Raw genomic sequence first — 25,233 nt, 5'->3', positions numbered from 1 at the left:
TTCCGCAGTTGCCGCTGACGGGATTGCTTCCTAGAGTACCGGCCGACTTCCGCCCCAATAAGAGCTTCGATGAATATTCTGCGTTCCTCACTACTGCGGCCAGCGCTTGGGCCGGTCTGTCTCTGGTTTGCCTGCGGGCTTGCGACGGCTGAGCCCGTTTCCGGTCTCGACCGTGCCGGCTCAGCGTCTTCACTGGCGCTGGGTGCCGGCTGCAATGGGCCGGTCAACGCGCTGGTGGAAGCACCAGACGGTGACATTTATGTCGGCGGCCACTTCAGCTTATGCGGTGATGTCAGTGTCAACAACATCGCGCGCTTTGATCCCGAAACACAAACCTGGTCGGCGCTGGGCAGCCGTTCGTCCAACGGCGTCAACGCCCCTGTGAACGCCTTGGTGATCCACGAGGGCACGCTCGTGGCCGCAGGCAACTTCGGCAAGGCCATGTCGGGTGACGACAGCTCGCTGATCGTGCAGCAGATAGCCATCTGGGATGGCGCCACCTGGCATCGATTGGAAGGGGAAAGCGAAATAGAGGCTGTGACGGTCAACGCTCTGCTATCGACGCAAGCGGGCCTGTATCTCGCAGGAGAATTCGACGCGAAGGCTAACGGCGAGCCGTTCAGCAACATCGCGCTGTGGAACGGAGCGTCGTTCGCGCCTATCGCGCCTGGGGCAGGCAGCTGGTATGGCCGGGTTGACGCGATAGCGGTTTTCCAAGGGGAAGTTCATATCGCTGGGATACTGAACATGCTTCCCATCAACGGCCACCGCCCCACCGGAACCCGTCGCGTTGCACGCTGGAGCAACAGCGCATGGCGCGTTGTCGGCACCGAGGGCGGTGGCGCTCTAGGGGGCGAATCAAGCGTGCTGGCGCTCAGCCTCGCCGTCCACGCCGGAGCCCTGTACCTGGGTGGGGAGTTTTCCACGGTGGATGCCGGGGCCGCCAACCCGGTCGAGGTCCGCAACATTGCCAGATGGGATGGTAGCCAATGGAGCGCTGTAGGCGCAGGTCTTGACGGTCGGGTCCTGGCCCTGCATTCGAGCGCCGCGAGCTTGCTCGCTGGCGGACGTTTCAGCATCGCGGGCACTGCAGCGAGTCCAAAGCTCGCCCGCTGGATCGGCAGTACGTGGGAGCCCGCATCACCGCAACCGATCGGTGGAGGTGCCTCCGAGGTCCGCACACTCGCCACATCCAGCGCGGGCTACCTCATCGGCGGGGAGTTTGGATGGACGGGTGGTGCGCCTCCAAGAATCGTCAACCACGTGGCGCTATTGAACCGCGATGGCTGGGCAGCCCTTGGCACCTCGGCGGGTGGTGGCGCGAACGGCGCCATACTCGAGCTCTACGAGCACCTCGGTGAACTGTTTGCTGGCGGTGTCTTCAGCACGATTGGCGGCGTAGCTGCCGGAGGCGTCGCGCGCCACGATGGGAGCCGCTGGCGTGCACTTGGACCGGACGGTACCGGCCTTGACGGCCCGGTACTCGCCTTTGCATCGCGTGGCCAAACGCTTGTCATGGGCGGCGCCTTCACCATGATCGAGCACGGAGACCAGCGAACGCCATCCGCGCGGCTCGCGGTCTGGAATGGCTCCAGTCTTGCGCCACTCGGACCAGGCGTGGGGACGGATGGGATCGTTCGAGCGCTGCTGCAAGACGGTGACGGCCTGGTGGTAGGAGGAACATTCGGCCGGGTGAGCGTCGCCGGTTCCGTTGTCGAGGCGCGGTCTTTGGCGCGCTTTGAAGCTGATGGCTGGACGATCTTTGGATCAGGCGTGATGAACGGCGTTCAAGGCACCGTCGAGGCGCTAGAGCATTTTGATGAAAGGTTGTACGTGAGCGGCAACTTCCATTTCGCGTCAGATCCGTCCGGAGCGATAGAGGCGCGAGGTATTGCTAGTTGGAACGGTGTCCGATGGGAACGCCTGGGCTCCGGCACGGGCTCAGGGGTCGCGCTCATACGCAATACGCCTAGCGGCCCGGCATACGCGTTGGCGCTGCAGGCGAGCCCCGAGGGTCTGTACGTGGGCGGCAACTTCTACGAGGCAAACACCGGAGACCCGTCCGCCATAGCGGTACGCAACGTCGCGCTTTGGACAGGTTCTGAGTGGCGCCCGGTGGGCGGTCCAGACCAAGGCGTGGATGGCTTCGTAACAGCACTGCAGATCAGGGGAACGCAACTTCTGATCGGCGGAGGGTTCTCCAATATCCAGGGGCCTAATGGTCTGGAACTATCGAGCCCGCGAACCGCCATCTTCGATCAAGGCCGCTGGGCGCCTTCGCGAGTTCCGGTTGGTCAGGGCAAGATCTTTGAAGCGGTCTACGACATTCAAAGCACTCCAAGCGGGGCCATCGTCGCCGGGTTCTTCGGCAATGGCGCAGGCGAACCCGCTTCACATTTGGCACTGATCGATTTGCCGTTGTTCCGCTCAGGCTTTGAGGGTGACGAGATCGGCCAGCGTTGATGTGCCAACGCCCCTCTCAGGGCGCGACGCATTGCGGCTCAACGCTGACTGGATCACATCTTTGTGCTCGGCTGTCGACAACATCGTCAGTCAACCCGAACGCCGCCGAATCTCTCCGGCGGCGTTCGGGTTTGCAGCAGCTTGGTGGCTCGCTCAGGCGACGGGCCTCACTCCACCAGCTCCCCATCCGCATCCAGCACCTGCACCGGCACCGAGGCGCCGAACAGTTCGCGGACGGGCTGCTCGATCTTGGCGAGGTCGCCGACGATCACCCAGGTCAGGGCCTCGGGCTGGATCACGCCGGCAGCAGCGCGGACCTGGTCGAGGCTCATCGATTCCTGGAGGGCCTGGTACCGCAGCGGCCAGTCGTCCGGGCGGTCGTAGCGCAGGATGCCGCTGATCTGGCCGAGCACCGCGCCCGCGCTTTCGAACGAGCCCGGCAGGGCGCGCACGTTGCGGGCCTTGATCTTCTCGACCTCGTCGGCGCTGGCCGGCCGCGCGCCGGTGAACTCGCGCAGCTCGCGCTTGATCTCGGCGATGGACTCGACCGTGCGGTCGATCTGCACCGGTGCCGAGACGATCCACGGACGCTGGCCCAGCGCTGCCGGCACGAAGCTGTAGCTGCCGTAGGACCAGCTCTTGTCCTCGCGCAGGTTCATGTTGAGGCGCGAGGAGAAGGTGCCGCCGAGCACGCCGTTGGCGACGTCGAACTCGATCGAGCGCGGGTCCTTGGTCGGCGCCACCAGCTGGCCGGCGAGGATGTTGGCCTGGATCGCGCCGGGCTGGTCGACCAGGAACACGCGCTGGCCCTGCGGCAGCGCCACTTCGGCGAGTGCGGGCACCGCAGGTGCGGGGCCGTCGGCCTTCCAATCGGCGAGGTGCTTCTCGAGCAGCGGCATCAGCTCGTCGAGCGTGATCGCACCGACCGCGACGATCGTGGCCAGGCCCGGATGGGTCTGCTCGCGATGGAAGGCCAGCAGTTCCTCACGGGTCAGCGCGGCGATCGACTCCTCGGTGCCGCTGCCGCTGAAGGGAATCGCATACGGGTGGCCCGCGCCGAACAGCACCGGCGGCAGGATCCGCAGCGGAATCGCGTTCGGCCGCGCCTTCTCCTGGCGGATGCCGGCGATCCAGCTCTGCCGCACGCGCTCGATGTCGGCGGCGTCGAAGCGCGGCCGCAGCAGGGTGTCGGCCAGCAGGGCCAGCGAGGGATCCAGGTTCTCGCGCAGGGCCGACAGCGAGATGCTGGCGCCATCGAGACCCGCGCCCGAGCCGATGTTGGCGCCCAAGGATTCCGCGCGGGCGCCGAAGGCCAGAGCATCCAGCTCGCCCGCGCCCTCATCGAGCATGCCCATGGTGAAACCGGCGGTACCCAAGGTGCGGCCCTGGTCCAAGGTGTAGCCGCCGCGGAACTCGATGCCAAGCTGCACCACCGGCACGTCATGGCGCTGCGCCAGCACCACCTGCACGCCGTTCGACAGGGTCGCGCGCTCCAGCGCGGGGAAGCTCAGCTTGGGGAACTCGGTGGTCTGCGGCACGCCGGTCGAACGGTCCACGCCCGCGTCGAGCGCGCGCAGGCCGGGTGCCGGTGTCGGCTCGACCAGGGCGAGGGCTTCCTCACCGGCATCGATGCTGCGCACATCCGGTGGCGAAGGCGGACGCTCGCCCGGCACCACCACCAGGGTGTGGTCACCGCTGGACAGCCAGCGCTGCGCGGTGGCCTGCAGCTCGACCGGCGTGGCGGCCAGGATCGTGCGCATGCTGTCGCGGAAGCAGCCCGGGTTGCCGGTGTAGACCGTGCACTGCGCCAGCACATCGGACTTGCCGCCAAAGCCGCCCACACGCTCGATGCCGCGAATGAAGCGCGCCTCGAACACGGTGCGCGCCTGCGCCAGCTCCTCGGCGCTGATGCCCTCGTCCAGCAGGCGCGTGATCTCCTCATCGAGCACGCGCTCGACGGTTTCGACCTCGACACCCTGCTTGACGTCGACGAAGACCAGCAGGCGGCTGCCGAGCTGACCCTGCAGCAGGAAGCTCGACACGCTGTCGGCGAGCTGGTCGCCATGGACGAGTCGCCGATCCAGCCGCGAGCTGCGGCTGCCGCCCAGCATCTGGGTGATCAGCTGCAGGCGGTCGGAATCGGCATCAGTGGCCTCGGCCACATTCCAGGCGCGATAGACGCGGGTCTGCGGCACGCGGTCGGGCAGCACTTCGCGGGTCGAAGCCTCGCGCTTGGCGACATCGACCTTGGGCTGGGTGGTGACCGGGCCGGGCGGGATGTCGCCGAAGTAGCGCGTGACCTTCTCGCGCGCGGTTTCGACGTCGATGTCGCCGGCCAGCACCAGCACCGCATTGTTCGGGCCGTACCAGGTGCGGAACCAGTTGCGAACGTCATCGAGCGTGGCAGCGTTGAGATCGGCCATCGAGCCGATCACGCTCCAGCTGTAGGGGTGGCCTTCCGGATACATGGCCTTGGACAGGCGCTCCCAGGCCTGACCATAGGGCTGGTTTTCGCCCTGGCGCTTCTCGTTCTGCACCACGCCGCGCTGCTCGTCGAGCAGGGCCTGGTCGATGGCACCGAGGAAGTGGCCCATGCGGTCGGATTCCATCCACAGCGCCATGTCGAGTGCGGTGGTCGGCACGTTCTGGAAATAGTTGGTGCGGTCGGTGTTGGTGGTGCCGTTCTGGCCGGTGGCGCCGACCTGCTCGAAAGGTTCGAAGAACTCGCCGCGGTAGTTCTCCGAGCCCTGGAACATCAGGTGCTCGAACAAATGCGCGAAGCCGGTCTTGCCGGCCGGCTCGTCCTTGCTGCCGACGTGGTACCAGACATTGACCGCGACGATCGGCGCCTTGCGATCGGTGTGGACCACCACACGCAGACCATTGGGCAGGGTGAAGGTCTCGTAGGCGATATCGACCGGCAGTGCGATCTCCGCCGCTGCGGGTGCGCTGGCGGCGTCGCTGCGCACGCGCTCGGCGGGCGTGCAGGCGACAAGCGAGACGCCCAGCAGGGCGCCAAGAAGCGCAACCGCCAGCGGCTTGGTGGAAGGCAGGCGCATGGGCTGCTCCGGATCCATGGATAAGGGATCGCGATCATAGCGGCGCAGAACCGGCCTGCCGATCTGCCGGTTGGCACGGTGTGGCGCGTGGGGGCGACCAGCGCCGCACCGGCATCAATGGGAGCCTGTGAAAACCCGCCGCCTGCTGCGGCCGCCTCTGAACGCCCGTGGCGGCAGCGCGTCTGCGTCTGTGCCGCACTGGAACAGCGCCCGTGCACGGCATGCGCGGGCGCCCTTGCGAGCGCCCGCGACGAGGCATTACATCCGCGGGAACTGCGTCGGCGCCGGTGGCGCCTCGACGCGCTTGGGCGGATTGGCTTCCAGCGCGCGCAGCAGCTCGGCCACGCCGCGCTCCAGGCTGGGGTCGCGGCCGGCGGCGATCTGCTCGGGACGATCAATGACCTCGATATCCGGCGCCACGCCTTCGTCCTCCACCGCCCAGCGGCCGTCGGTGTCCATGAAGCGGAAGGTCGCAGCCAGAATCGCGCCGCCGTCGGCCAGGCGCGGATTGCCGCTGATGCCGATCAGCCCACCCCAGGTACGGGTGCCGATGATCGGGCCCAGACCCATCTTGCGGAAGTAGTAGGGCAAGGCGTCGCCGCCCGAGCTGGACAGTCCGTTCGCCAGCATCACCTTCGGCCCGGCGTGGTGCAGCAGCGGAGTCGGGTTGGGCTCCAGGCCGCGGCGCTTCCAGAAGTTCAGCGGCTGCCGCGACAGCAGCTCGATCATGCGGTCGGGGATGAAGCCACCGCCGTTGTAGCGGTCGTCGATGATCAGCGCGTCCATGTGCGCGTAGGCCAGCATGCCGCGGTGCAGCTCGCGGTTGCCGTCGACCGCCGTGTTCGGCAGGTGGATGTAGCCGACGCGGCCGCCGGACAGCTCGGCGGCGAGGCGACGCCGCGCATCGACCCAGTCCTTGTAGCGCAGGCCCTGTTCGCTGGTGAGGGTCTGCACGCGCACGGAGCGCGCGCCGGCCTCTTCCGGTCGAGTGTTCACGCGCAGGCTGACCGTGCGATCACCCTTGCCTTCCAGCAGCTGGTAGACGTTGGCCACCTCGCGGGTGCTGACGTTGTCGATGGCGAGGATGAACTCGCCTTCGCGCACATTCGCGTGCGCCTCGGTCAGCGGGCTGCGCAGGGCCGGGTTCCAGTTCTCGCCGGCAAAGATCCGGCCGACCTGGAAGTAGCCGCTCTCGTGCGAACGCAGGTCCGCGCCCAGCAGGCCGCCCGCGCGACGCGGCACCTGCGGCTCGTCACCGCGCTCGACGTAGACGTGGCCGGCATTGGTCTCGCCGGCGAGCTCGGTCAGCAGGTAGTCGAGGTCGGCGCGGCTGGCGACATGCGGCAGCAGGGTTGCATAGCGGTCGCGGATCGCCGCCCAGTCCTGGCCGTGCATGCCCGGGTCGTAGAACCAGTCGCGCAGGATGCGCCAGGCATCGGCGTACTGCTGCGCCCACTCGCGCTTGGGATCGACGCGCAGCTGCAGGCCATCCAGCTTGAGCGCACCGGCCTCGAAGTCGACCTCGGGCTTGGCCTCGACGATGGCGAAGCGCTCGCCGCGCCGCAGCAGCAGGTGGCCGCCGCCGGCCGCCAGCGTGTAGCCGCTGATCTGCCCCGCCACGCTCTTCGGCTGCTCGTCCTCAAGGCCAAGGTAGCGCAGCTCACCCGGGCCCTGGCCATTGCCGGCAACGAAGAACACGCCCTTGGCATTCGCCGACAGGCCCTGGTAGTTGCCGGCCGGGGCCTTCAGCGCGAGCACGCGCTGGTTGAAGCCGGGCACGTCGATGCGCAGACGCTTCGCCTCGGCCTTGCCGCTGCCATTGCTGTTGCCGGACCTGGCCTCGGCCGCGCTGCGCGGTGCGACTTCATCGCTCTTCGGCGCGTACAGCACCGGGCCGTCGGCGGCCAGCGTTGCGGCATAGATGCGGGTGGCGTTCTGGTAGAGGTAGTTGAACTCGTAGGCCGAGAAGCCGAGGTTGAAGTCGCGGTTCGAGAGGAAATACAGGTAGCGGCCTTCCGGGTCGAAGGTCGGCGCGAACTCGCTGGTCTCGTCCGGCGTCAGCTGTTGCGTGGAAGAACTGTCCAGGCTGTACAGCCAGATCGAGCCGTTGCGGCTGCCGCCGGTCTTGACGTAGGCCACGAAGCGGCTGTCGGGCGCCCAGCTGTACTGGGTGATGTCCTCCTGCACCGAGCTGTCGATCTCGGCGGTGGCACCGGTCTCGGCGTTGACCAGGCGCAGGCGCTGGCGCTTGTCGCCGTAGACGAAATGACGACCATCCGGCGACCAGCTCGGTGCGAAGCGCCAGATGTCGCCGTCCGTGGTGACGCGACGCGCCGGGCTGCTGCCGTCCTGCGCCTGCACGTACAGCTCGTATTCGCCCGAGGCATCCGACAGGTAGGCGACGAAGCGGCCGTCCGGCGACCAGCTCACGCTGTGCTCGCGCGCATCCGGCGTGCGCGTCAGGTTGCGCGCCTCGCCGTGCTTGGCCGGCACGCTGAAGACCTCGCCACGCGCGCCGAACAGGGCGCGCTTGCCGTCGTGGCTCAAGTCGAAGCTCTCGATGTTCTTCGACGCATCGACGAAGCGCGGCTGGGTTTCGGGGAAGTCCGCACGCACCGTGATCGGGATCTGCCGGGTCTCGCCGGAGGCCGGCAGGAACTGCCAGAGCGCGCCGCCGTTCTCGAACACCAGGCTGTCCGGCCCGGCGCTGGGCCAGAGGATGTCGAAGTCCGTGAACCGGGTGAGCTGCTGCGGCTCACCGCCGCTGGCGGGCATCGCGTACAGGTTCAGCGTGTAGTTTCGGTCCGAAACAAAGTAGATGGTGTCGCCGATCCACATCGGCTGGTGGTCGGTGGCCGGGTGGTTGGTCAGCTGCCGCGAGGTGTTGTTCACGAGGTCGTAGGTCCAGACCTCCTGTGCACGGCCGCCGCGGTAGCGCTTCCATGCACGGAAGTCGCGGTCGATCGGCGTGTAGACGAACTGCGTGCCGTCCGGGCTCAGCATGCCGCCGCCGCTTTCAGGGATGGCCAGCGGCTGCTCCATGCCGCCGGCCACTGGCACGAGGTACGGGCGCCCGCTGCGTTCGTCATAGGGCACGCGGTTCATGCGCACCACCACGTGCTGGCCGTCCGGCGTCCAGTCGAGCACGCGGTTGTCGGTGCCGCCCCGCGGCGGCATCGGACCGACGTCGTTGTACCAGGTCAGCTGCCGCGGCTCGCCGCCAGCGGCCGGCATCACGAACACCTGGCGGGTGCCGTTGTACTCGGCCGAGAACGCGATCTGCGTACCGTCCGGGCTGAACTTCGGATACAGCTCGCGGCCCGGATGCGAGGTCAGGCGCTGGGCCAGCCCGCCCTGGGTGGAGGCGATGTAGATGTCACCGGCATAGACGAAGGCCACGCGCTCACCGTGCACGTCGGGAAAGCGCAGCAGCTTCGTCTCAGCGCTGGCCTGCCCGGCCGCAGCGAATCCAGCGAGAACCAGCGAAGCGCGCAGCGCGCGGCTCAAGATCGAGGGGGCCATGGAGCGTCCTTTGCCGATGGGGTGGCGCGGAGTATGGATGCGGGGTGGCGCGGGGGTGAGGGCCGTTGGTTGGGGGACACGCTCCTCGCTGCGCTACCCTGCGCATACAGCGGGCGCCTGCCCGATCTCTGCAGCTGTTGGTAGGGAAGCCAAGCATTCGAGCCCGCCCGGCGTCAGCATTCTTCAGGGGTGACTTGTATGAAACATCGGTCCTGCGGCTGCGTGCTGCCTGCTTTCGCTTGCAGGCGATGGATGCAGTTCCTGCTGGTGATGGTAGCCACCGCGGCCACGACATTCGCCTCTGCGGAAGAGCGCAGGGAAACCCTCCGCCTGTCGTACGGGACCCACGAAGTGCGAGGCGCCGCGACCGAACTTGGCCTGCGCACGACCTTGTTGCGGCGTGAGAACTTCAACGCGCATGGCTTCGACGTGCTGTTCGTGCACAGCGCCGGCCCATCGGAGGCCCCGGCTGTCCAGCAACTCGTTCCCTTCTTCAAACAGGACGGCGAGTCCGTCTCGCTCAGAACGCACGAGGGTGCGGACTGCGTGCTGGGCGATTTCCGCCTGACGGTTACACCGGAGTCAGAACCCGTGATCGTGGTCGCGGAGCGGGAGCTGCACGAATCCTATTTCGAGGAACGCCTTGTTCGCTTCCGCGAGTTGACGCTGCGACACAACCCTGAGGGGATCCCGGGGCGGCCGTGGCTCTATTTCGAGGAGTCGCACAGCTGGCATAGCGAGCACAGCTATTGCGATGTGGGTGAGGCGCTTAAGCGAGAGCTGGGCTTGGCAGATCGCCGTTGATCCAAGTTTCCCGCGGCGACCCTGACCCGTTCGGGCGAAGGTCGGCTGCGGTGTGGCGCGGCGGGGCTTGTCGTCTGGAGGATCGAACGCTGAGGACTCCGCAAGGTTTCGGCGGGTCAAGACCCGCCCAACCAGAGCTTCTCGCTTTTGCTCTGGCTCTTGCGGGCAGGAGCCCGCGCTCTTCCCGGGGCCCCTGGGGAGCGGCGGGAGTTCGTGGATCAGCCCGCAGGGTCGGCCGCAGGGATGCGGCCGATGTTCGTGACAGGCCAGGGATGGCCTGTCCACGAACACCCACGGACTCACGCGACCCCTGAGCGCACGGATGCGCGAAGGGCGCGGACGAGGGGTGCCCTTTCTCTTGCCTACTTCTCTTTGGGCACGCGAAGAGAAGTAGGTCGGGCAGCCCGAAGGGCTGACCGAAAGCTCTTGCTCTTCGCTTCAAGCGACCAAGCGACCAAGCGAAACCGGGGCGAGCGTGGAGCTCATGGTGGGCCAGGGCCCACCCTATGACGAGCGCTGGGTCGCGCCAGCCGCACGCGGGAATGGCCATGGATGGCCATGCTTTGGGAGCGCGGAAGGACGGACCGAAAGCTCTGCGCTTCGCTTCGAGCAACGAACGCACAGAGCAAGATCGAGGCGAGCGTGGAGCCCATGGTGGGCCAGGGCCCACCCCAAGCCCCTCACGCCATCCGCACCCACCTCACCAACGTCCCGAAGCTCGGCGGCTTGCCGTGCATCAGCAAGCCCACCCGGAACACCTTGCCGGCGACCCACATCGCCGCCATCGCTGCCAGCACGCCGATCAGCAGGGCCAAGCCAATCTGCCAGACCGGCGGCGGGGTGTTCGAGCTGATCCGCATCACCATCACGAAGGGGCTGACCGGCGGGGTCAGGCTCAGCACGGTGGCCAGCGTCGAGTTCGGGTCGCTGCGGATCGGCATCCACAGGATCATCGGCGCGACTGCCATCAGCACGATCGGCGTCATCAGGCTTTGCGCTTCGCGCAGCTCGTTCACCGCCGCACCGGCGGCGGCCATCAGCGCGCCGAAGGTGGCGAAGGCGATCAGGAAGAACAGGGCGAAGACTGCGAGCTGCCAGAACTCGACCAGTCCGGTCAGGGCGAAGCTGAGCAGGGCGAGCACACCGAGGCCCGCGTAGACCGACATCATCAGCAGGCCGACGCCGAGCTGGCCGAGGATCTTGCCGGCCATCAGCTGGGTCGGCGACACCGCCGCCAGCAGCACCTCGACGACGCGGCTCGATTTCTCCTCGACCGTGGTGGTCACCAGCATCTGGCCGGCGGTCATGATGGCGATGAACATCAGCATCATGAAGGCGACCGGAAGGATCTCGGCCACCGCCAGCGCCGCACTGCTGTCGCCATCCTCGCCAACGGTGACAGCACGCACCCGGGGCAGCTCGTTCAAGGCGCGGATCTGGTCGGCATCGAGGCCATTGGCCTGCATGCGGGCGTCGATCAAGGCCGGTCGCAGGACATCGCGGATCTCGCCGACCACGCGCTCGTCGAGCTTCTTGCGGATGTAGAACGCGTAGCTGCCCAGCGCACCCGACTCACCCGCGCGCACGGCGTCCGGCGCGATCACCAGCAGGGCGAGACGGCGCGCCTGGCCTTCTTCCGTCGTGAGCAGGCGCGCCTTCTCGGCTTCGACGTCGACACCCGGCACGAGCGCGGTGACGCTGAGGTTCGGCACTTCGCCGAGTGCGGCGTCGATGCCCTGCTGGGCCTGGGCGCTGCCCTGCAGGCCGCGCAGCGCGTCGGGCATCACCGCATCGATGCGCGCCTGGGTCTTGCGCCGACGTTCGATGAAGGCCTCGGGCGACAGCGCCTCGGCGAGGCGCGCGTCGATGCCCGCGCCGGAGAGGTCGAGCACGGCGATCTCGCCGCGCACCGCCGGCGTCTTGAAATTGGTCAGCAGCGGAATGGCCAGCATGGCGATCAGCATCATCACCGGCACCGCGACCAGGCCGATGATGAAGCCCTTGGTCAGCGCGGTGGCGACGAATTCGCGCCAGGCGATCTGCAGGATCTTGCTCATGCGGCGTGCTCCTGCGCGAGGTCGCTGCCGACGATGTCGATGAAGATGTCCTCCAGGCTGGGCCGCACGATCTCGAGCTTCGCCGGCGGCCATTCGCGGGCCAGTGCGGCCAGGGTCGCCGCAAGCTCCGTGCCGTCGGCCAGCGCGATCCGGTAGCCGCCGTCCTGCGCGCTGACGCCGGTGATGCCGGGCAGCGCACGCACGCTCGCCGGCACCTCGCCGCCGGGCTGCAGCGGCTCCAGCTGGATGGCGTTCGGCTGGTGGCCGGCGCGGATGCCGGCGAGGGTATCGTCCAGCACCTTGCGGCCCTGGTGGATCATCACGATGTGCTCGCACATCGTCTCGGCCTGCGGCATCACATGGGTCGAGAACAGCACGGTGCAGCCGCGCGCGTGCTCGGCTTCGATCAGGCTCTTGAGCAGGCGCATGTTGACCGGGTCGAGCCCGCTGAAGGGCTCGTCGAGGATCAGCAGCTCGGGCGCGTGTATCACCGCGGCGATGAACTGCACTTTCTGCTGCATGCCCTTGGACAGCTCCTCGCAGCGCTTCTTCGCGACCTCGGCCAAGCCAACGCGTTCCAGCCACTGCAGGGTGCGGCGCTTGGCCTCCGCGCGCGACAGCCCCTTCAGCACACCCATGTGCAACAGGAAATCGGCGACCTTCATCTTGCGGTAGACGCCGCGCTCTTCCGGCAGGTAGCCGATGCGGTCCTTGGCCTTGAGCGCCGAGTCGAAGCCCAGCACCCGCACCTCGCCGCGGTCGGGAAACAGGATCGACAGCAGCATGCGCAGCGAGGTGCTCTTGCCGGCGCCGTTGGGGCCGATGATTCCGTACAGCGCGCCGCGCGGCACGCTCAGATGCAGGTCGCGCACCGCGCGTTTGGGGCCGAAGGATTTCTCAAGGCCGATCAGTTCGATGGCAGGCGTCACGGGCGGCTCCGGTGGCTCAGGGACAGCGCGCCGGAGTATGCGCGAGCGCGCAGTGTGACGGCGCTTCGCACCAGCGCCACGCGGACCCGTTCCCTCCTGGCCTTGATGCGTGGACGCGCGTCCGGCACCGGTTCGAACTCGTTCGGGCGCTGGGCGGCGACGCCCGCGCTGCACCCAACATCAGGTGCTCGATGCGCGGGCGCGCCCTGCATGGCGCGCGGCAACGCTGCATGCTTCAGCCTTGCCCTGGTTCAGACCCGGGGCGCAGCGCGCATCTGCAGGATGCAGTGCGAGTACGGAATGCGCAGCAGGTCGTGGCGGACCTCGCAGTCGACCCGATCAAAGACCCGTGCGGCCAGCGCGCGGTAGGCCTCCGGCGACCGCACGTTCTGCCCGCGGTCACGGCGGGCAACGAAGGCGGCCACCGGGTGCTGGCCGGGACTCAGGGTGGGGTCGATGGTGAGGATGCGTCCGTTGGGGCCCAGCAGTCGGGCGAGGGCGTGCAGCAGACCCAGGACTTCGTGATCGTCGAGATGGTGGAGCAGGCCGAAGGCCAGGGCGATGTCGACATCATGGATGTCGAGCCTGCCGGCCTCGGCGACATCCAGGCATTCGAAGCGGGCGCGTTCGCCGTATCGGCGACGCGCCGCGTCGATGTAGCGCTGCGAGAGATCGAAGCCCACATAGCGGACACCCGCGGGCAGGAAGTCGAGCATCTCGCCGGTGCCGCAGCCCACATCGACCAGAAGCTGCCCCGACTCGGCGCGCAGATAGTGGGCACTCAGCTCGCGCCGCGCACGCGCCGCACCTACGAGGTTCTGCACGAAGTCATAGACGGAAGGCAGCGAAAGGGCGGCGCGCAGGCCGCTGGTGGTCTGGCTCATGGAAGAGAAATCCGGAAGTCGGCGCGAAGGGCGCACGCGCGTACGGTATCGGCTCGCTGCGGCAAGCGTCAAAACTGGATGAAGGCGGGACGCGCCTTTCAAAGCTGCGCCGCTTGCCGGCCACTCGAGACCCTCGCGAGAGGCTGGGGCCTCGGTCGAAGCGCTTCTTTCGCTGATCTCTGAAGCGGTGCACACCGTGCCTCAACTACAAGGCAGCGCGTAGCTTGCAGCCGCACATCAGGGCTGCACCCACCGCCCCTGCCAGCTGTCCGCTGCTTCGAACTGCGCGCGGCGGTGGCCGCTGTGGGCGAGGTGCAGCCAGTCGATGCGCTCGAGCTGGAACTCGACCAAGCAGAAGTGCTCGCGTCCGATTTCGTTGAGCGCGGGTTCCAGGCCCGGTCGCAGCGCACCCTCGGGCAGCCCGCTGCCGGCTTCGCTGAGTTCCGCGCCGGGTGCGCTGCCAACGGTGTAGCAGCGGCGGCCGAAGGCGCTGGTGCGCTGCCAGGCGGCATCGACGGACTCGCCCTCGAACAGCGGGGTGGCGCGGCCGGCCAGGCGCAGCTGTACGCCTTCGCCGAAGAAGCACCAGCTGGCGCGCGGATCGTTCAGCAGCTGGCGGATCTTGGGTGAGCGGCGGTCGCTGTGGAAGGCGAGGCGCGCAGACGGACGCTCGGCCCGCCGCAGCACCACATAGCGCGCGTCCGGCCCCTCCGAACCGAGGTTGGCGAGCACGCCCTGGTGGAAGGACGAATGCCGGCGCGCAGCACCTTCGATCAGCAGCTGCCAGGTCTGGTCGAGCACCGCATCGAGACGGTCGGGCTGGGGCAGTGAGGACATCGAAGCGCCTGTATCGGCAGAGGACCGCCGCGCGGCCCGATGCGCGAGAGGCTAGTGCGGGCGGCCATGGCGCGCCGTGAATGTGCCTCGTGCAGCCGCAGGCCTGGGGTTGCGGAGCTTCAGATCCATGCCGCGCCACGGTCGCTCACGACAGGCGTGCCGGGACCGACCCCGCTCAGCGGCGGAACTCGCCGAAATCGACGTCGGGAATCTCGTAGTCGTAGTCGGGCAGCAGGTAGTCCGGCAGGTCGCCGCTGCAGTCTTCGATCTGGCAGCGGCGACGCTGCAGGTAGGCGTCGCGGATCAGCAGGTAGTCGTCCTCGGCCTCGCGCAGCAGGTCGTCGAACTGCAGGGCGTAGGCGCGGGCGTCTACGCCGTACATCACGCTGATGCCCCAGCCGTACTCGCGGGCGGCCCAGCTGACCGGGCTGACCCGGGTGGTGCCGAGGCGGCCAGCAACATCGCGCACCGTGCCCGGCCCGAAGATCGGCATCACCAGATAGCGCGAGTCGCGCCAGCCCCAGCGGCCCAGGGTCTGGCCGAAGTCGGCGTCGCGATAGGGGATGTCCATGCGGCTGGCCGGATCGAAGAAGCCGGCGAGCCCGATCGTGGTGTTGACGGTGAAGCGGCCCAGCGCGGTGCCGGCATGGCCCGGCTCACCCTGCAGCAGGAGGTTCAGCGCGGTCAGCGGCTGGACCAGGTTGGTGAAGAACTTGCGCACGCCGTTGCGCACCGGCTGCGGGGTCACGCGCTGGTAGGCCTTGGCCACCGGCCGCAGGGCGATGCGGTCGATGCCCATGTTGAAGCGGTGCATCGGCCGGTTGAAGCGCTCCCAGGGGTCGAGGGACTGCGCCTCGCGCGAATCATCCGCCGCCGAACGCGGGCCGGAATTCTCAAGGTCGAGACCGGGGCCCCAGCTGAGCGGGGCGGCAGCGTCCTGGGCGCGGCCGTCCAGGCTGCTGCCGAGCAGGATCAGGGCCAGCGCGGGCGCGGCCAGGGTGCGTGCGATGGCTTGGCTCATGGGCGCTCTCCTGCGCTCTGTGAGGTGCGTCGTGTGAATGCGCCGTGCCGGGCATGGGCCGGCCAGCGCACGAGTGTACGCGTCAGTCGATGGACAGTCGGTGGGCGACGCAGATCGCCCGGTAGCGCGTCGACACCGGCTGCAGAACCAGCGTGCGACCCGCCGCGCGGGCTTGGCGCTGCAGCAGATGCAGGCTGGCCACGCCGGCGCTGTCGATCTCGTCGAGTGCGCCGAGGTCGATGCGCGTCAGTGCGGCGTCGTGCTGCGCGGCCGCGGCCAGCAGAGCGGCGGCCTCGTCGGCGCCGAGCCGGCCGCCGAGCTGCAGCACGCCGGCCTCGAAGCGGGCCTGCAGGCGCGGCTCAGCCTTCGACATCGATCTCACCGCGGTTCAGGCCCTCGATCACCTGGTCGAGGTTCTGCCGGCGCAGGCGCTCGTCGAACTGGGTGCGGAAGGTCTGCACATAGGACACGCCCTCGACGATCACGTCGAACACCAGCCACTGTTCCCCGACCGGACGAAACAGGTAGTCGACCTTGACCGGCGCGCCGCCGCGGCGGTGGATCTCGCTGGCCACGCGCACGATCTGGCCGCCGCGCAGCTCGGTCTCGCCGGCCACGCGCACGTCCAGGCTGGGGTCGGCATCGAGCATGGCGGCGCCGTACTTGTTAAGCAGGCTCTTCACCAGGGCATCGGCGAAGGCGCTGATCTTGGCCGGATCGGCGCCGCGGCTGTGCCGGCCCAGCACCAGGCGGGCCGAGTACTCGCGGTCGAACAGCGCGTCGAGCTCGCTCTCAACGAAGGCATTGAGCTTGCCGCGGTCGGCGCTGAAGGCAGCACGCTGGTCGACCAGGGTCTTGAGCACGGTCTCGGTGCGTTCCTCGACGATGGCCGCGGGGCGCACATTGGCGGCTGCAGCCGCGCTGGCGAAGATGAGCAGGGTCAGCACGCTCGACTGCAGGATCTGGGTGATGCGCATGGGGTTCTCCTTTACTCCGTCGCGCTGGGGGTCGTGCCGGCGTTTTCGCCCGACTCGCCGTTACCGAACATGAACTGGCCGATCAGCTGCTCCAGCACCACCGCCGACTGGGTCAGCAGGATCTCGTCGCCGTCCTTGAGCGGCTCGGGATCACCGCCCGGCGCCAGGCCGACGTAGCGATCACCGAGCAGGCCGCTGGTATAGATCGCCGCGGCGGTATCGGCCGGCAGCTCGCCCGCGTCCGCGCTGAGGCGCAGGGTGGCGATAGCGTCGAAGCTGACCGGGTCGAGCACCACGCTGGCGACCTCGCCGACCTTGACGCCGGCGATGCGCACCGGCGCGCGCACCTTGAGCTCACCGGCATTGGAAAAGCGCGCGATCACGCTGTAGCTCTCGCCGCGCAGGCCGTCCTTCGAATTGGTGGAGGCGAACGCCAGCACCAGCGCGCAGGCGAAGCCCATCAGGATGAAGAAGCCGACGCTCCATTCGGTCTTTGCAGAAGTTGCCATGGCGTCCTCAGTACAGCGTAGCGCTCAGGATGAAATCGAGGCACAGCACCATCAGCGAGCCCATCACCACCGAGCGGGTGGTGGCCACCGAGGTGCCCTCGATGGTGGGCGGCGCGTGGTAGCCGGCGTAGGTGGCGATCAGGGTGGTGGCGATGCCGAAGAAGATCGACTTGACGATGGACTGGCCGAAGTCGTCGACCAGATCGATGCTCTGCTGCAGCGAGCTCCAGTAGAAGCCGCTGTCCAGGCCCAGCACCAGCACGCCCTGCACGTAGCCGCCGAGGATGGCGAAGGCGCAGAACACCATGGTCAGCACCGGCAGGCTGATCACGCCCGCCAGAAACCGCGGCGCGACCACCTTGCGCACCGGGTCGATGGCCATCATCGACAGCGCGGTGATCTGGTCGGTGGCGCGCATCAAGCCCAGCTCGGCGGCCATCGCCGAACCGGCGCGGCCGCAGAACAGGATCGCCGCCAGCACGGGACCCAGCTCGCGGTACAGCGTCAGGCCCAGCAGCGTGCCGAGCGAGCTGCCGGCGCCGAAGGTGCTGAGCGTGCGATAGCCCTGCAGGGCCAGCACCAGGCCAACGAAGGCACCGCCGACGGCGACGATCGAGACCGAACGCGAGCCGATCGAATGGATCTGCGCGGCGGTGTCGCGGACGAAGCCATGGCCGGGCCGGATCGCGCCCAGCACGCGCAGCAGGAACAGGCCCATGCGGCCCAGCGAGGCGAGCATCTCAGCCATGCGAGGCCCCCGTGCCGCTGCGGCGGTAGTCAAAGCCGATCGGCCCATCGGGAGCGCCGTCGAGGAACTGGCGCAACAGCGGGTCGCGGGTCGCGTTCAGTTCGGCCGGTGAACCGGCGAAGGCGATGCCCTGCTCGGCGACCACGATCACCTGATCGGCCATCGCCAGCGTCTCCGCCACGTGGTGGGTGATCACGAAGCTGGACAGGCCGAGGCTGTCGTTCAAGTTGCGGATCAAGGACAGGATCACGCCGCAAGCGATCGGGTCGAGGCCGGTCAGCGGCTCGTCGTAGAGCATCAGCGGCGGGTCCAGCACCAGGGCGCGCGCCAGCGCGACGCGCCGGGCCATGCCGCCCGAGAGCTCCTGCGGCATCAGCGCGCCGGCCTCGGCGAGGCCCACCGCGTTCAACTTCATCTGCACCAGCTCGCGCAGCACCGGCTCCGGCAGGCGGGTGTGCTCGCGCAGCGGCAGAGCGACGTTCTCGAAGGTCGACAGATCCGACAGCAGGCCATTGCCCTGCAGCAGCACGCCCATGCGCCGGCGCAGGCGGAACAGCTCGGCGGTGCTGCGCGTGGGGTGCGCGTGATCGAGCACGCGCACGCGGCCGGATCTCGGCTCCAGCTCTCCCGTCACCGCATGTAGCAGGGTCGACTTGCCGGCACCGGACGGGCCGATCACCGCCGTGACCTTGCCGGCCGGCACGCGCAGGCTGGCCTCGCGCAGGATCACGCGCGGGCCACGCGCCAGGGTGACGCGGTCGAACTCGATGGCGGCAGCTTCGGTCATTCGGGACTTCGTGGCAGCGCGCGTGAGCTGCGCGTAAAGCGCGGCGGGCGCAGGACATTCGTGAAGGCGCGCATCTTACGGCCTGCGGCAGCGCAGCAAGGGCAAGACGAGGTGAGCGGCACGGGCGTGCTTTCGGCGCGCCGCCGGTGGAGCCTCCGGCGGGCGCTGCGGCCACACCCAAATTCGCCAATGGATTCAAACACCTGTAGCGGCTTCCCGGATCCGAAGCCACGACTGCGCGGCATGAAGCGCGGCTGAAAGCGGGGCTGCGCAGGACCTCCTGGCCAAGCCGATCCCGCCGTCGTCCGCTGCGGTGGACCGATCCGGCGGCCCTTGCGCCGGCGCGCGGCCGCCCCAACCCCTCGACCGCATGGACCTTCCCCTCTACGAACCTCATCCGGATCCGGCCGCCCAGGCCGCGCATGACCGTCTGCGTTTCCGCCGCGGGCTGATCACGGCCGGCGGCTTCATCGTGCTGCTGTGGTGGATCAAGGCCTTCGAACTGGCCTTCGACCTCGACTTCGGCGTGCTCGGCAATCGGCCGCGCGAGTGGGCCGGCCTGCTCGGCGTGCTGACCGCGCCGCTGCTGCACGGCTCGGTCGCGCACCTGATGTCGAACACCCTGGCCCTGCTGGTGCTGGGCACCCTGGCCTTCGCCTCGTTTCCGAAAGCGAGCTGGCGCAGCCTGCCGCTGATCTGGGGACTGGCCGGCCTTGCCGTCTGGGGCTTCGCCCGCGAGAGCTTCCACATCGGCGCCAGCGGGCTGACCCACGGCCTGATGTTCCTGCTGCTGACGCTGGGCCTCAAGCGCCGCGACCGCGTCGCCATCGCCACCGGCTTCATCGCCTTCTTCCTCTACGGCGGCATGCTGCTGACCGTGCTGCCGCGCGAACCGGGCGTGAGCTGGGAGTACCACCTCGCCGGCGCGGTGTTCGGCGTGATCAGCGGCCTGCTGTGGGCGCGGCTCGACCCGCTGCCGCCGCGCAAGCGCTACAGCTGGGAGATCGAGGAAGAGCTCGAAGCCGAGCAGCGCGCGCTGGAGCAGGCGACCTGGGAGCCCGCACCGCCCAGGGACGTGCAGCCGCTGTGGGACGGCCCGCGCCGCGGCGCGCCGCCCGCTGCGCCGCCGCTGCGCGGCGTGGTGGTGCAGTTTCCGCTGCGGATCGAGGGCGGCGAGATGCGTCTCACGCGCTCACCCAATCGCGATTCCACGCCGGGCCCCGCTGGCACTGACGAGTCCCCGCCCCGCGGCTAGTCCGAGGCTCACGTATCGGCCCGGCGCAGCAGTGCCAGCAGGCCGGGATCGTCGCGCCAATCGCGGCCGGCGACGAAGCGCGGCAGGGCCCAGCGGTCGTCGTCCACGCACACCGCGCGCGGCTCCGTGCTGAAAGCGGCTTCCAGCCCGACCTGCGGGCCGCGGCGCGGCAGCCAGTCGGCGCGCAGGAACTCGCTGACGTGGCCGAAGGGATACGCGAAGTAGCGTGGCCGCCGGCCGGTGGCGCGCTGCAGGTACTCGCTGGCGGCGCTGATCTCGGCCTCGGCCTCGGCTTCGGTCTCGATGTCGAGGAAGCTGCCGCGGCGGTTGTCGCGCTGCGCCGTCCGCGCCACCAGCGGATGGTTGTGGTCCCAGCTGTGGTTCTCGATGTCCATCAGGCCCGAGGCCTGCGCCTGCGGCCACCAGCGCTCGTGCATCAGATCGTCGCCGTAGTCGACCCGCAGGGCGGTCGCCATGTCGGCGCGCGCGGCCGGCGAGGCGATCACGAAGCTCGAGGCGCGCAGCTGCGGCAGGCGCCGCTTCGCCTGCGCCAGCACCTGCAGCATCGAGGGCAGCAGGCCCAGACCCGGATGCAGATGCGGCTCGCCGTCGATGCGGGTGCCGTCGTCGAGGGTGATCGCCACGCCCTCGCGGCAGTCCGGCGCCAGCAGCGCTTCCAGCGGCAACACCGGCAGGCCGGCATCGGCCAGCAGATCGAGATCGGCCAGCAGCCGCAGCAGATCGCAGCCGCGACGGTCGAAGCGCTCCAGGCGGGTGGCGTGATAGGTCAGGATCAGACGCATGGCGGCACGCTCAGTCAGCGGCGTCCGGCGAGCGCAGCCGGTCCGGAAAGAAGGAATGCGCGATCGAGAAGAAGCGCCAGCCGGTCGGGTCGCGCAGGATCGAGGCGCTGAGCAGGTCGGCGAACTGCCGCACTTGCTCCTCGGGCGTGCCGTCCACCGCGCGCTGGATGTGGATGTGCCGGTAGCCGGTGGTGAGGTCGGTGTCCGAGGTGAACAGGAAGATCGGCACGCCCTGCGCCTGCGCGATCTCGAACATGTTCTGCGCCAGTCGTGTCGGCCAGCCGGCCAGCCGCACTTCGACCGCATCGGGCCGATTGGTCGGCATGTCGCAGGCGCCCCAGCCGACTTCGCCCTTCGCCAGCAGCTCGGCCACCTGGTTCCGCGCGGTGCCATCGCGCACGATCATCGGCCGCCCGGATGCGCGCGCCAGCAGGTAGTAGCGCAGACGCAGGTAGAGCCAGCCCAGCAGGCTGGCGCGGGCCAGATGCGGGCCGAGCTTGGGAATCACGATGCTCGGGCTGCGCCCGATCGAATCCGCCCAGGGCACGAACCAATAGCCGCAGCCATGGTGGCTGCCGATCAGCTGGATGCCGCCGGTCGCCGGCAACGCATCACCATGCACGCGCACCCAGCGGCGGATGTAGCGGCGCGAGCGCAGCGGCACCAGGAAACAGTCCATGTGCTCGATCAGCAGGCGGAAGCGCAGGCGTCGCCAGAAGGCTTCTGCGTCGGCAGTCACGCCGAGCGCCTCCGCGTGGCGCACCGACACGATGGCTTCCTCGTAGTACCAGCCGCGGAAGCGCGAGAGCCGCCACAGCAGGCGTCGGCTTAGCGGCCACGGCAGCAGGGCGCTGCCGATCGGCACCAGCCACAGCTCGACGATCTCGCGCAGGCGCTTCTTCCACTGCTGCAGGCGGGTGCGCGGCATGCGGCTCAGCGCTTCACGCAGTCGAGGTAAAGGCTGATCGCGTTGTCCGGGCTGCGCAGATCGAGCCCGCGCAGCTCAGGCCAGGCGCTCTGGTTGTAGGCCACGCGCTGCACCTCGAAGCCGATCGGCTCCAGCAGAGCGCGCAGGGTGGCCTCGTCGTAGAAGCTCTTCTGTCCGGCGAAGGTCAGCGCGGCGTGCAGCAGCTCACCCAGGGTGTCGGTGACCAGCGGGATGCCGACCTCGCGCTTCCAGAGTTCCAGCACGCGGGTGTCGCCACGCTGGTAGTGGTCGACCAGCACGGCGAGATCGGGCGTCAGCAGGCGCAGCACGCCGCCGCGCTTCAGCACGCGATGGCAGTCGCGCAGGTGCTCGCGGGCCTGGGCGAAGCTGAGCTGGCCGATGAAGTCCTCGGACTGCAGGAAGTCGGCGTAGTCATCGCCAAAGGGCAGCGGCTGCGACAGGTCGGCGACCATATCCGGCTGCCAGTGGGCGTCGGCATCGACGTGCAGCCAGCCGGGAATGCGGACGCCACCCGAGCCAAGGGAAATCTTCATTGCGAGTCTCGAAACGCGCGGGCCGAGCCGCGCCGAACGCCGCGAAGTTTAGCGGATCAGGCTCAGGCCGCCGGCAGCTGGCGCGCATGCCAGCGGCCCAGCAGCAGCTGCGCCGCGATCGCTCCGCACAGCGCCAGGAACATGTCCCACTGGGTGTCTACCAGTAACATGGCGCATGCTCCGCGTATCCGTAACGTTCGCTCTACATATGGACATCTAGCCCTTCCTGGGCAAAGTCACCGTCAAGCGAGGAGCCATCGGGATGGCAAGTCTTGAACTCATCCGACACATTCCGCGCCGAGCGGAAGTAGTTGACGGACGTGTGCGCTGGGTGCACCGGAAGGATCTGATGCCAATCGACCGCTTGCCGCAGATCTGTTGGAAAGACGGCAGAACCTGGGCGGAAGCAAATCTCTGGGCGTTGCAGCACGCGACGAGCCAACGCAAGGACCTGGAAACGGTCAAGAGCGCCATGAGGTGTCTGCATGCGTATGCGAAGTGGCTCGAGCAGGAAGATGTCAACTGGTGGCACTTCCCTGCACGCGAGAGCGACCGGTGTCTGCATCGCTATAGAGGCGCATTGATCGCAGCAAGAAATTCTGGGCAACTTGCGCCTTCACTTGCCTCGGCCCGCATGTCGACTGTCGTGAGATTCTATCGCTGGTTGGAGGCTACGCGACTTCTCAGCCCCGAATGGCCCATGTGGAGCGAGCGACAGATCGGGATTCAACTCACAGACACATTTGGCCTGCAACACACGCTAAACGTCAGGACCACCAGTCTCGCCATTCCGAATCGAAGGGTGGCCGGCAGCCCCAAGCTGGAAGGTGGCCTGTTACCTGTTTCCACCGAATCGGCACTTCGCATCATGGATTTTGCAGATTCGGTGGCTAGCCCCGAACTCGCGCTCATGCTGCGGCTGGGCTTTCAAACAGGACTTCGCCTCGGATCCATTTGTGACTTGAAGATGAGAACTATCGAGCGAGCGGTTGAAGACCCAACACTACAAGGTTGGCACAGATTGTCCATCGGACCCGGCGCACATCCTCCGGTCCGTACCAAGTTCGGTGTCACAGGCCAGGTGCCCATTCCTAACGGACTGCTCACCCAACTCCGTGTCTATGCATTCAGTACTCGTCGACTGAAGCGACAGTCACTCGCTGCGAAAGAACATCGCGAAACATTGTTCCTGAACCGATTCGGGGCGCCCTACCTTAATGATCGCGACAGCCGCGCTGTGAACGTCGAAATGGGTAGGTTGCGTAAGGCGGGCGTCGCCGCCGGTGTTAACTCGCTATACGGTTTCAACTTCCATAGGACACGAGCTACCTTCGCTACGGAACTTGCACGCGCTTCGATTCGCGCTGGCATGAATCCTGGAGATGCTCTAGTGCTTGTGCGCGATGCCTGCCTTCACCGCCACGAACAAACTACATGGCGGTACATCCACTTCGTCGAAAAGTCAGCGGCGATGGCGGAGATCGCCGATGCCTTTACGGGAGCGATGATGGGCCTTGTAAGGAACGCAGGCGGTGCGTGACATGAACCTTCCGGACCTAGCCCTTCGGCAGTTGCCCTACGGTACCCACCAGACTGTGTTCGACTTCCGCGTTTTTCTCTACCGTGGAGGCGCGAAGACAAGGATCACTGACGTTCTGGCAATGATAGCCACCGGAAAGCTTGGGGGTCTACTGAGGGAACGTGTACCACTCGTAACGAGGCTGCATGAAGTTATGAATGCAGCGATTGTCGGAGGAGGCTCGCCAGCAACGACTAAAGAGCAAATGTTCGCCTTACGCAAGTTCTACTCCTGGCTAGATGACAACAGCCTGAGCGTTACAGAGGAGAACGCGAGCATAATGTACAAGCAGTGGACCGAGTCACTACTTTACCGCGTTCGAATCACGAAGTGCCTGAAAGCAACGAGTGCATACTCATATGCCATGGCTGCTTCTACCGTAATAGGTCGAGCCCTAGGGCTTCGAGATAATGCGATTCTGAGGAACACGCGTCTTCGTTCGCCAACGAAGACGAAGCGCGCACTATCGTCCGCCACATCCAAACAGAACCTGGAGGACACATTTGTTTTCGGGGAATTTATCACCACATTATGCGAATCATTAACAATTGAGGCCCTCCGCGGACCGCTGCCTTTGTCGATTGATCTGCCAAATAACCTGAAGCTAACGCTTGCCGCCGGCTTGAAGAAACCCACAGCGAACCTGGAGGACTTTAAGACTTCCCAGCGAGAAAGGGTTCGTCGCAACCGCGCCATGTTGGACCCCCGCGACTCGGCGGAAAAGCGCGCCCCGCTCGCCAATCTACGGATTGAGGCTGAACTCCTACTGTTTTGTGCGCAGACCTCAATGAACCTCAGCCAAGCCATAGCATTACGCAGAGTCAAATTTCGCTATCAAACTGCCGGCGACGAGATGATTGCATATGCGTACAAGGGGCGACGCGGCGGTGAAGCCGTCTTCCGGGCATTTCGCCTATACAAGCAGCACTTCGTGCGCTATTTGGCTTGGCTCGACGAGTTATCCCCTGACAGTGAGGATGACCGCCTGTTTCCATTTTTTTACATCGGAGTACTTCCCGCAGTTGGCGCCCTGCGGAACTTCAGCGCTACACGTAGGCACTGTCTCGCTCTGGGTATCCGCTTCATAAACACTCGCGCTCTACGCAAAACCCGAGTCAACTGGTTACTTCGTCGCAGTCGTGATCCTGATTTAACAGCAGACATGAGCGGCCACTTGAAGGAAACGCTCGCGCGTGACTACGAAGAACCGCACTTTCAGTCCGCCGCTGTGGAGATATCGCAGTTCCACCGCGCTACTGACCCCAGCATCGCCCCACCCGGGCCGGGACTTTGCGTTAATCTCAACGGTGTGCCCGAGATGGTCGACAACGCGCGCTCGGAGGCGCCTGTGCCTGATTGCATTGGGGCGGATGGCTGTCTCTTCTGTCGACATCATCGCGATGTGATGAGCGCTGAATACTGCTGGAAGCTGGTCTCCCATCGTCACATCAAGAGCCTCGAGCTAGGGAGCCTCTGAACTACACGACTGTTTCAGTCTTGCCAGGTTTGCAGGGCCA

20 protein-coding genes are annotated in these 25,233 nt (G+C 67.2%); 5 read left to right on the top strand and 15 right to left on the bottom strand.

The annotated features are described in order from the left end of the window. Window positions 1-69 precede the first annotated feature (69 nt). A complete protein-coding gene (locus Q0654_RS06975; RefSeq protein WP_298852031.1) occupies window positions 70-2,463 on the top strand; it encodes a hypothetical protein in 2,394 nt (797 codons plus the stop codon). A 167-nt stretch (window positions 2,464-2,630) separates the two neighbouring features. On the opposite strand, the gene Q0654_RS06970 is transcribed toward Q0654_RS06975, so the two are convergent. Both Q0654_RS06970 and Q0654_RS06965 read right to left on the bottom strand, forming a co-directional pair. Beyond that, complete coding sequence (locus Q0654_RS06970; RefSeq protein ID WP_298852029.1) at window positions 2,631-5,522, bottom strand: pitrilysin family protein; 2,892 nt, start codon at window positions 5,520-5,522, stop codon at window positions 2,631-2,633. 258 nt (window positions 5,523-5,780) lie between these two features. Continuing rightward, entirely contained in the window at window positions 5,781-9,044 is a 3,264-nt protein-coding gene (locus Q0654_RS06965) for a S41 family peptidase (protein ID WP_298852027.1), read from the bottom strand. 252 nt (window positions 9,045-9,296) lie between these two features. On the opposite strand from Q0654_RS06965, the gene Q0654_RS06960 reads away from it, so the two are divergent. After that, complete coding sequence (locus Q0654_RS06960) at window positions 9,297-9,848, top strand: hypothetical protein (protein ID WP_298852025.1); 552 nt, start codon at window positions 9,297-9,299, stop codon at window positions 9,846-9,848. 680 nt (window positions 9,849-10,528) lie between these two features. Here the strand turns inward: Q0654_RS06960 and Q0654_RS06955 are convergent. The 10 genes from Q0654_RS06955 to Q0654_RS06910 all read right to left on the bottom strand — a co-directional run bounded on the left by Q0654_RS06955 (window position 10,529) and on the right by Q0654_RS06910 (window position 18,597). Further along, window positions 10,529-11,905 (bottom strand): ABC transporter permease, encoded by a 1,377-nt coding sequence (locus tag Q0654_RS06955; protein ID WP_298852023.1) that lies wholly within the window; start codon window positions 11,903-11,905, stop codon window positions 10,529-10,531. Then, entirely contained in the window at window positions 11,902-12,834 is a 933-nt protein-coding gene (locus Q0654_RS06950) for an ATP-binding cassette domain-containing protein (RefSeq protein WP_298851976.1), read from the bottom strand. Before Q0654_RS06950 ends, Q0654_RS06955 begins: the two co-directional genes overlap by 4 nt. Before the next feature lie 251 nt (window positions 12,835-13,085). Then, entirely contained in the window at window positions 13,086-13,718 is a 633-nt protein-coding gene (locus Q0654_RS06945; protein ID WP_298851974.1) for a class I SAM-dependent methyltransferase, read from the bottom strand. A 237-nt stretch (window positions 13,719-13,955) separates the two neighbouring features. After that, window positions 13,956-14,555 carry a pyridoxamine 5'-phosphate oxidase family protein gene (locus Q0654_RS06940; RefSeq protein ID WP_298851972.1) on the bottom strand — a complete coding sequence of 200 codons (600 nt, stop codon included), beginning with the start codon at window positions 14,553-14,555 and terminating at the stop codon, window positions 13,956-13,958. 175 nt (window positions 14,556-14,730) lie between these two features. Next, window positions 14,731-15,576: a VacJ family lipoprotein gene (locus Q0654_RS06935; protein WP_298851970.1), complete on the bottom strand. Its 846-nt coding sequence runs from the start codon at window positions 15,574-15,576 to the stop codon at window positions 14,731-14,733. Between the two features lie 82 nt (window positions 15,577-15,658). Next, the gene (locus Q0654_RS06930) at window positions 15,659-15,949 is read right to left on the bottom strand and encodes an STAS domain-containing protein (protein ID WP_298851968.1); all 291 of its coding nucleotides are present in this window, start codon (window positions 15,947-15,949) and stop codon (window positions 15,659-15,661) included. Continuing rightward, a complete protein-coding gene (locus Q0654_RS06925) occupies window positions 15,936-16,553 on the bottom strand; it encodes an ABC transporter substrate-binding protein (RefSeq protein ID WP_298851965.1) in 618 nt (205 codons plus the stop codon). The genes Q0654_RS06930 and Q0654_RS06925 overlap by 14 nt, the downstream gene beginning before the upstream one ends. 11 nt (window positions 16,554-16,564) lie before the next feature. Then, window positions 16,565-17,062 carry an outer membrane lipid asymmetry maintenance protein MlaD gene (gene mlaD, locus Q0654_RS06920; RefSeq protein ID WP_298851963.1) on the bottom strand — a complete coding sequence of 166 codons (498 nt, stop codon included), beginning with the start codon at window positions 17,060-17,062 and terminating at the stop codon, window positions 16,565-16,567. 7 nt (window positions 17,063-17,069) lie between these two features. After that, window positions 17,070-17,810, bottom strand: coding sequence for an MlaE family lipid ABC transporter permease subunit (locus Q0654_RS06915; RefSeq protein WP_298851961.1), 741 nt, complete (start codon window positions 17,808-17,810; stop codon window positions 17,070-17,072). Then, a complete protein-coding gene (locus Q0654_RS06910) occupies window positions 17,803-18,597 on the bottom strand; it encodes an ATP-binding cassette domain-containing protein (RefSeq protein WP_298851958.1) in 795 nt (264 codons plus the stop codon). The genes Q0654_RS06915 and Q0654_RS06910 overlap by 8 nt, the downstream gene beginning before the upstream one ends. A gap of 370 nt (window positions 18,598-18,967) precedes the next feature. Between Q0654_RS06910 and Q0654_RS06905 the strand changes: the two genes are divergently transcribed. Continuing rightward, window positions 18,968-19,852: a rhomboid family intramembrane serine protease gene (locus Q0654_RS06905; RefSeq protein WP_298851956.1), complete on the top strand. Its 885-nt coding sequence runs from the start codon at window positions 18,968-18,970 to the stop codon at window positions 19,850-19,852. Window positions 19,853-19,860: 8 nt separating this feature from the next. On the opposite strand, the gene Q0654_RS06900 is transcribed toward Q0654_RS06905, so the two are convergent. The 3 genes from Q0654_RS06900 to Q0654_RS06890 are packed head-to-tail and all read right to left on the bottom strand — an operon-like array spanning window position 19,861 to window position 22,137. Then, complete coding sequence (locus Q0654_RS06900) at window positions 19,861-20,655, bottom strand: polysaccharide deacetylase family protein (protein ID WP_298851953.1); 795 nt, start codon at window positions 20,653-20,655, stop codon at window positions 19,861-19,863. Window positions 20,656-20,665: 10 nt separating this feature from the next. Then, complete coding sequence (locus Q0654_RS06895; protein WP_298851951.1) at window positions 20,666-21,583, bottom strand: hypothetical protein; 918 nt, start codon at window positions 21,581-21,583, stop codon at window positions 20,666-20,668. 5 nt (window positions 21,584-21,588) lie between these two features. After that, the gene (locus tag Q0654_RS06890) at window positions 21,589-22,137 is read right to left on the bottom strand and encodes a methyltransferase domain-containing protein (RefSeq protein WP_298851949.1); all 549 of its coding nucleotides are present in this window, start codon (window positions 22,135-22,137) and stop codon (window positions 21,589-21,591) included. A 262-nt stretch (window positions 22,138-22,399) separates the two neighbouring features. On the opposite strand from Q0654_RS06890, the gene Q0654_RS06885 reads away from it, so the two are divergent. Both Q0654_RS06885 and Q0654_RS06880 read left to right on the top strand, forming a co-directional pair. Then, window positions 22,400-23,677, top strand: coding sequence for a tyrosine-type recombinase/integrase (locus tag Q0654_RS06885; RefSeq protein ID WP_298851947.1), 1,278 nt, complete (start codon window positions 22,400-22,402; stop codon window positions 23,675-23,677). Between the two features lie 613 nt (window positions 23,678-24,290). After that, window positions 24,291-25,193 (top strand): hypothetical protein, encoded by a 903-nt coding sequence (locus Q0654_RS06880; RefSeq protein ID WP_298851946.1) that lies wholly within the window; start codon window positions 24,291-24,293, stop codon window positions 25,191-25,193. Window positions 25,194-25,233: the final 40 nt, after the last annotated feature.

The organism is uncultured Aquimonas sp., assembly GCF_937888285.1.
In the GTDB taxonomy this organism is placed as follows: domain Bacteria; phylum Pseudomonadota; class Gammaproteobacteria; order Xanthomonadales; family Xanthomonadaceae; genus Aquimonas.
The sequence above is the reverse complement of the archived record's forward strand: the minus strand, read 5'-3'. Positions and strand labels throughout refer to the sequence as shown.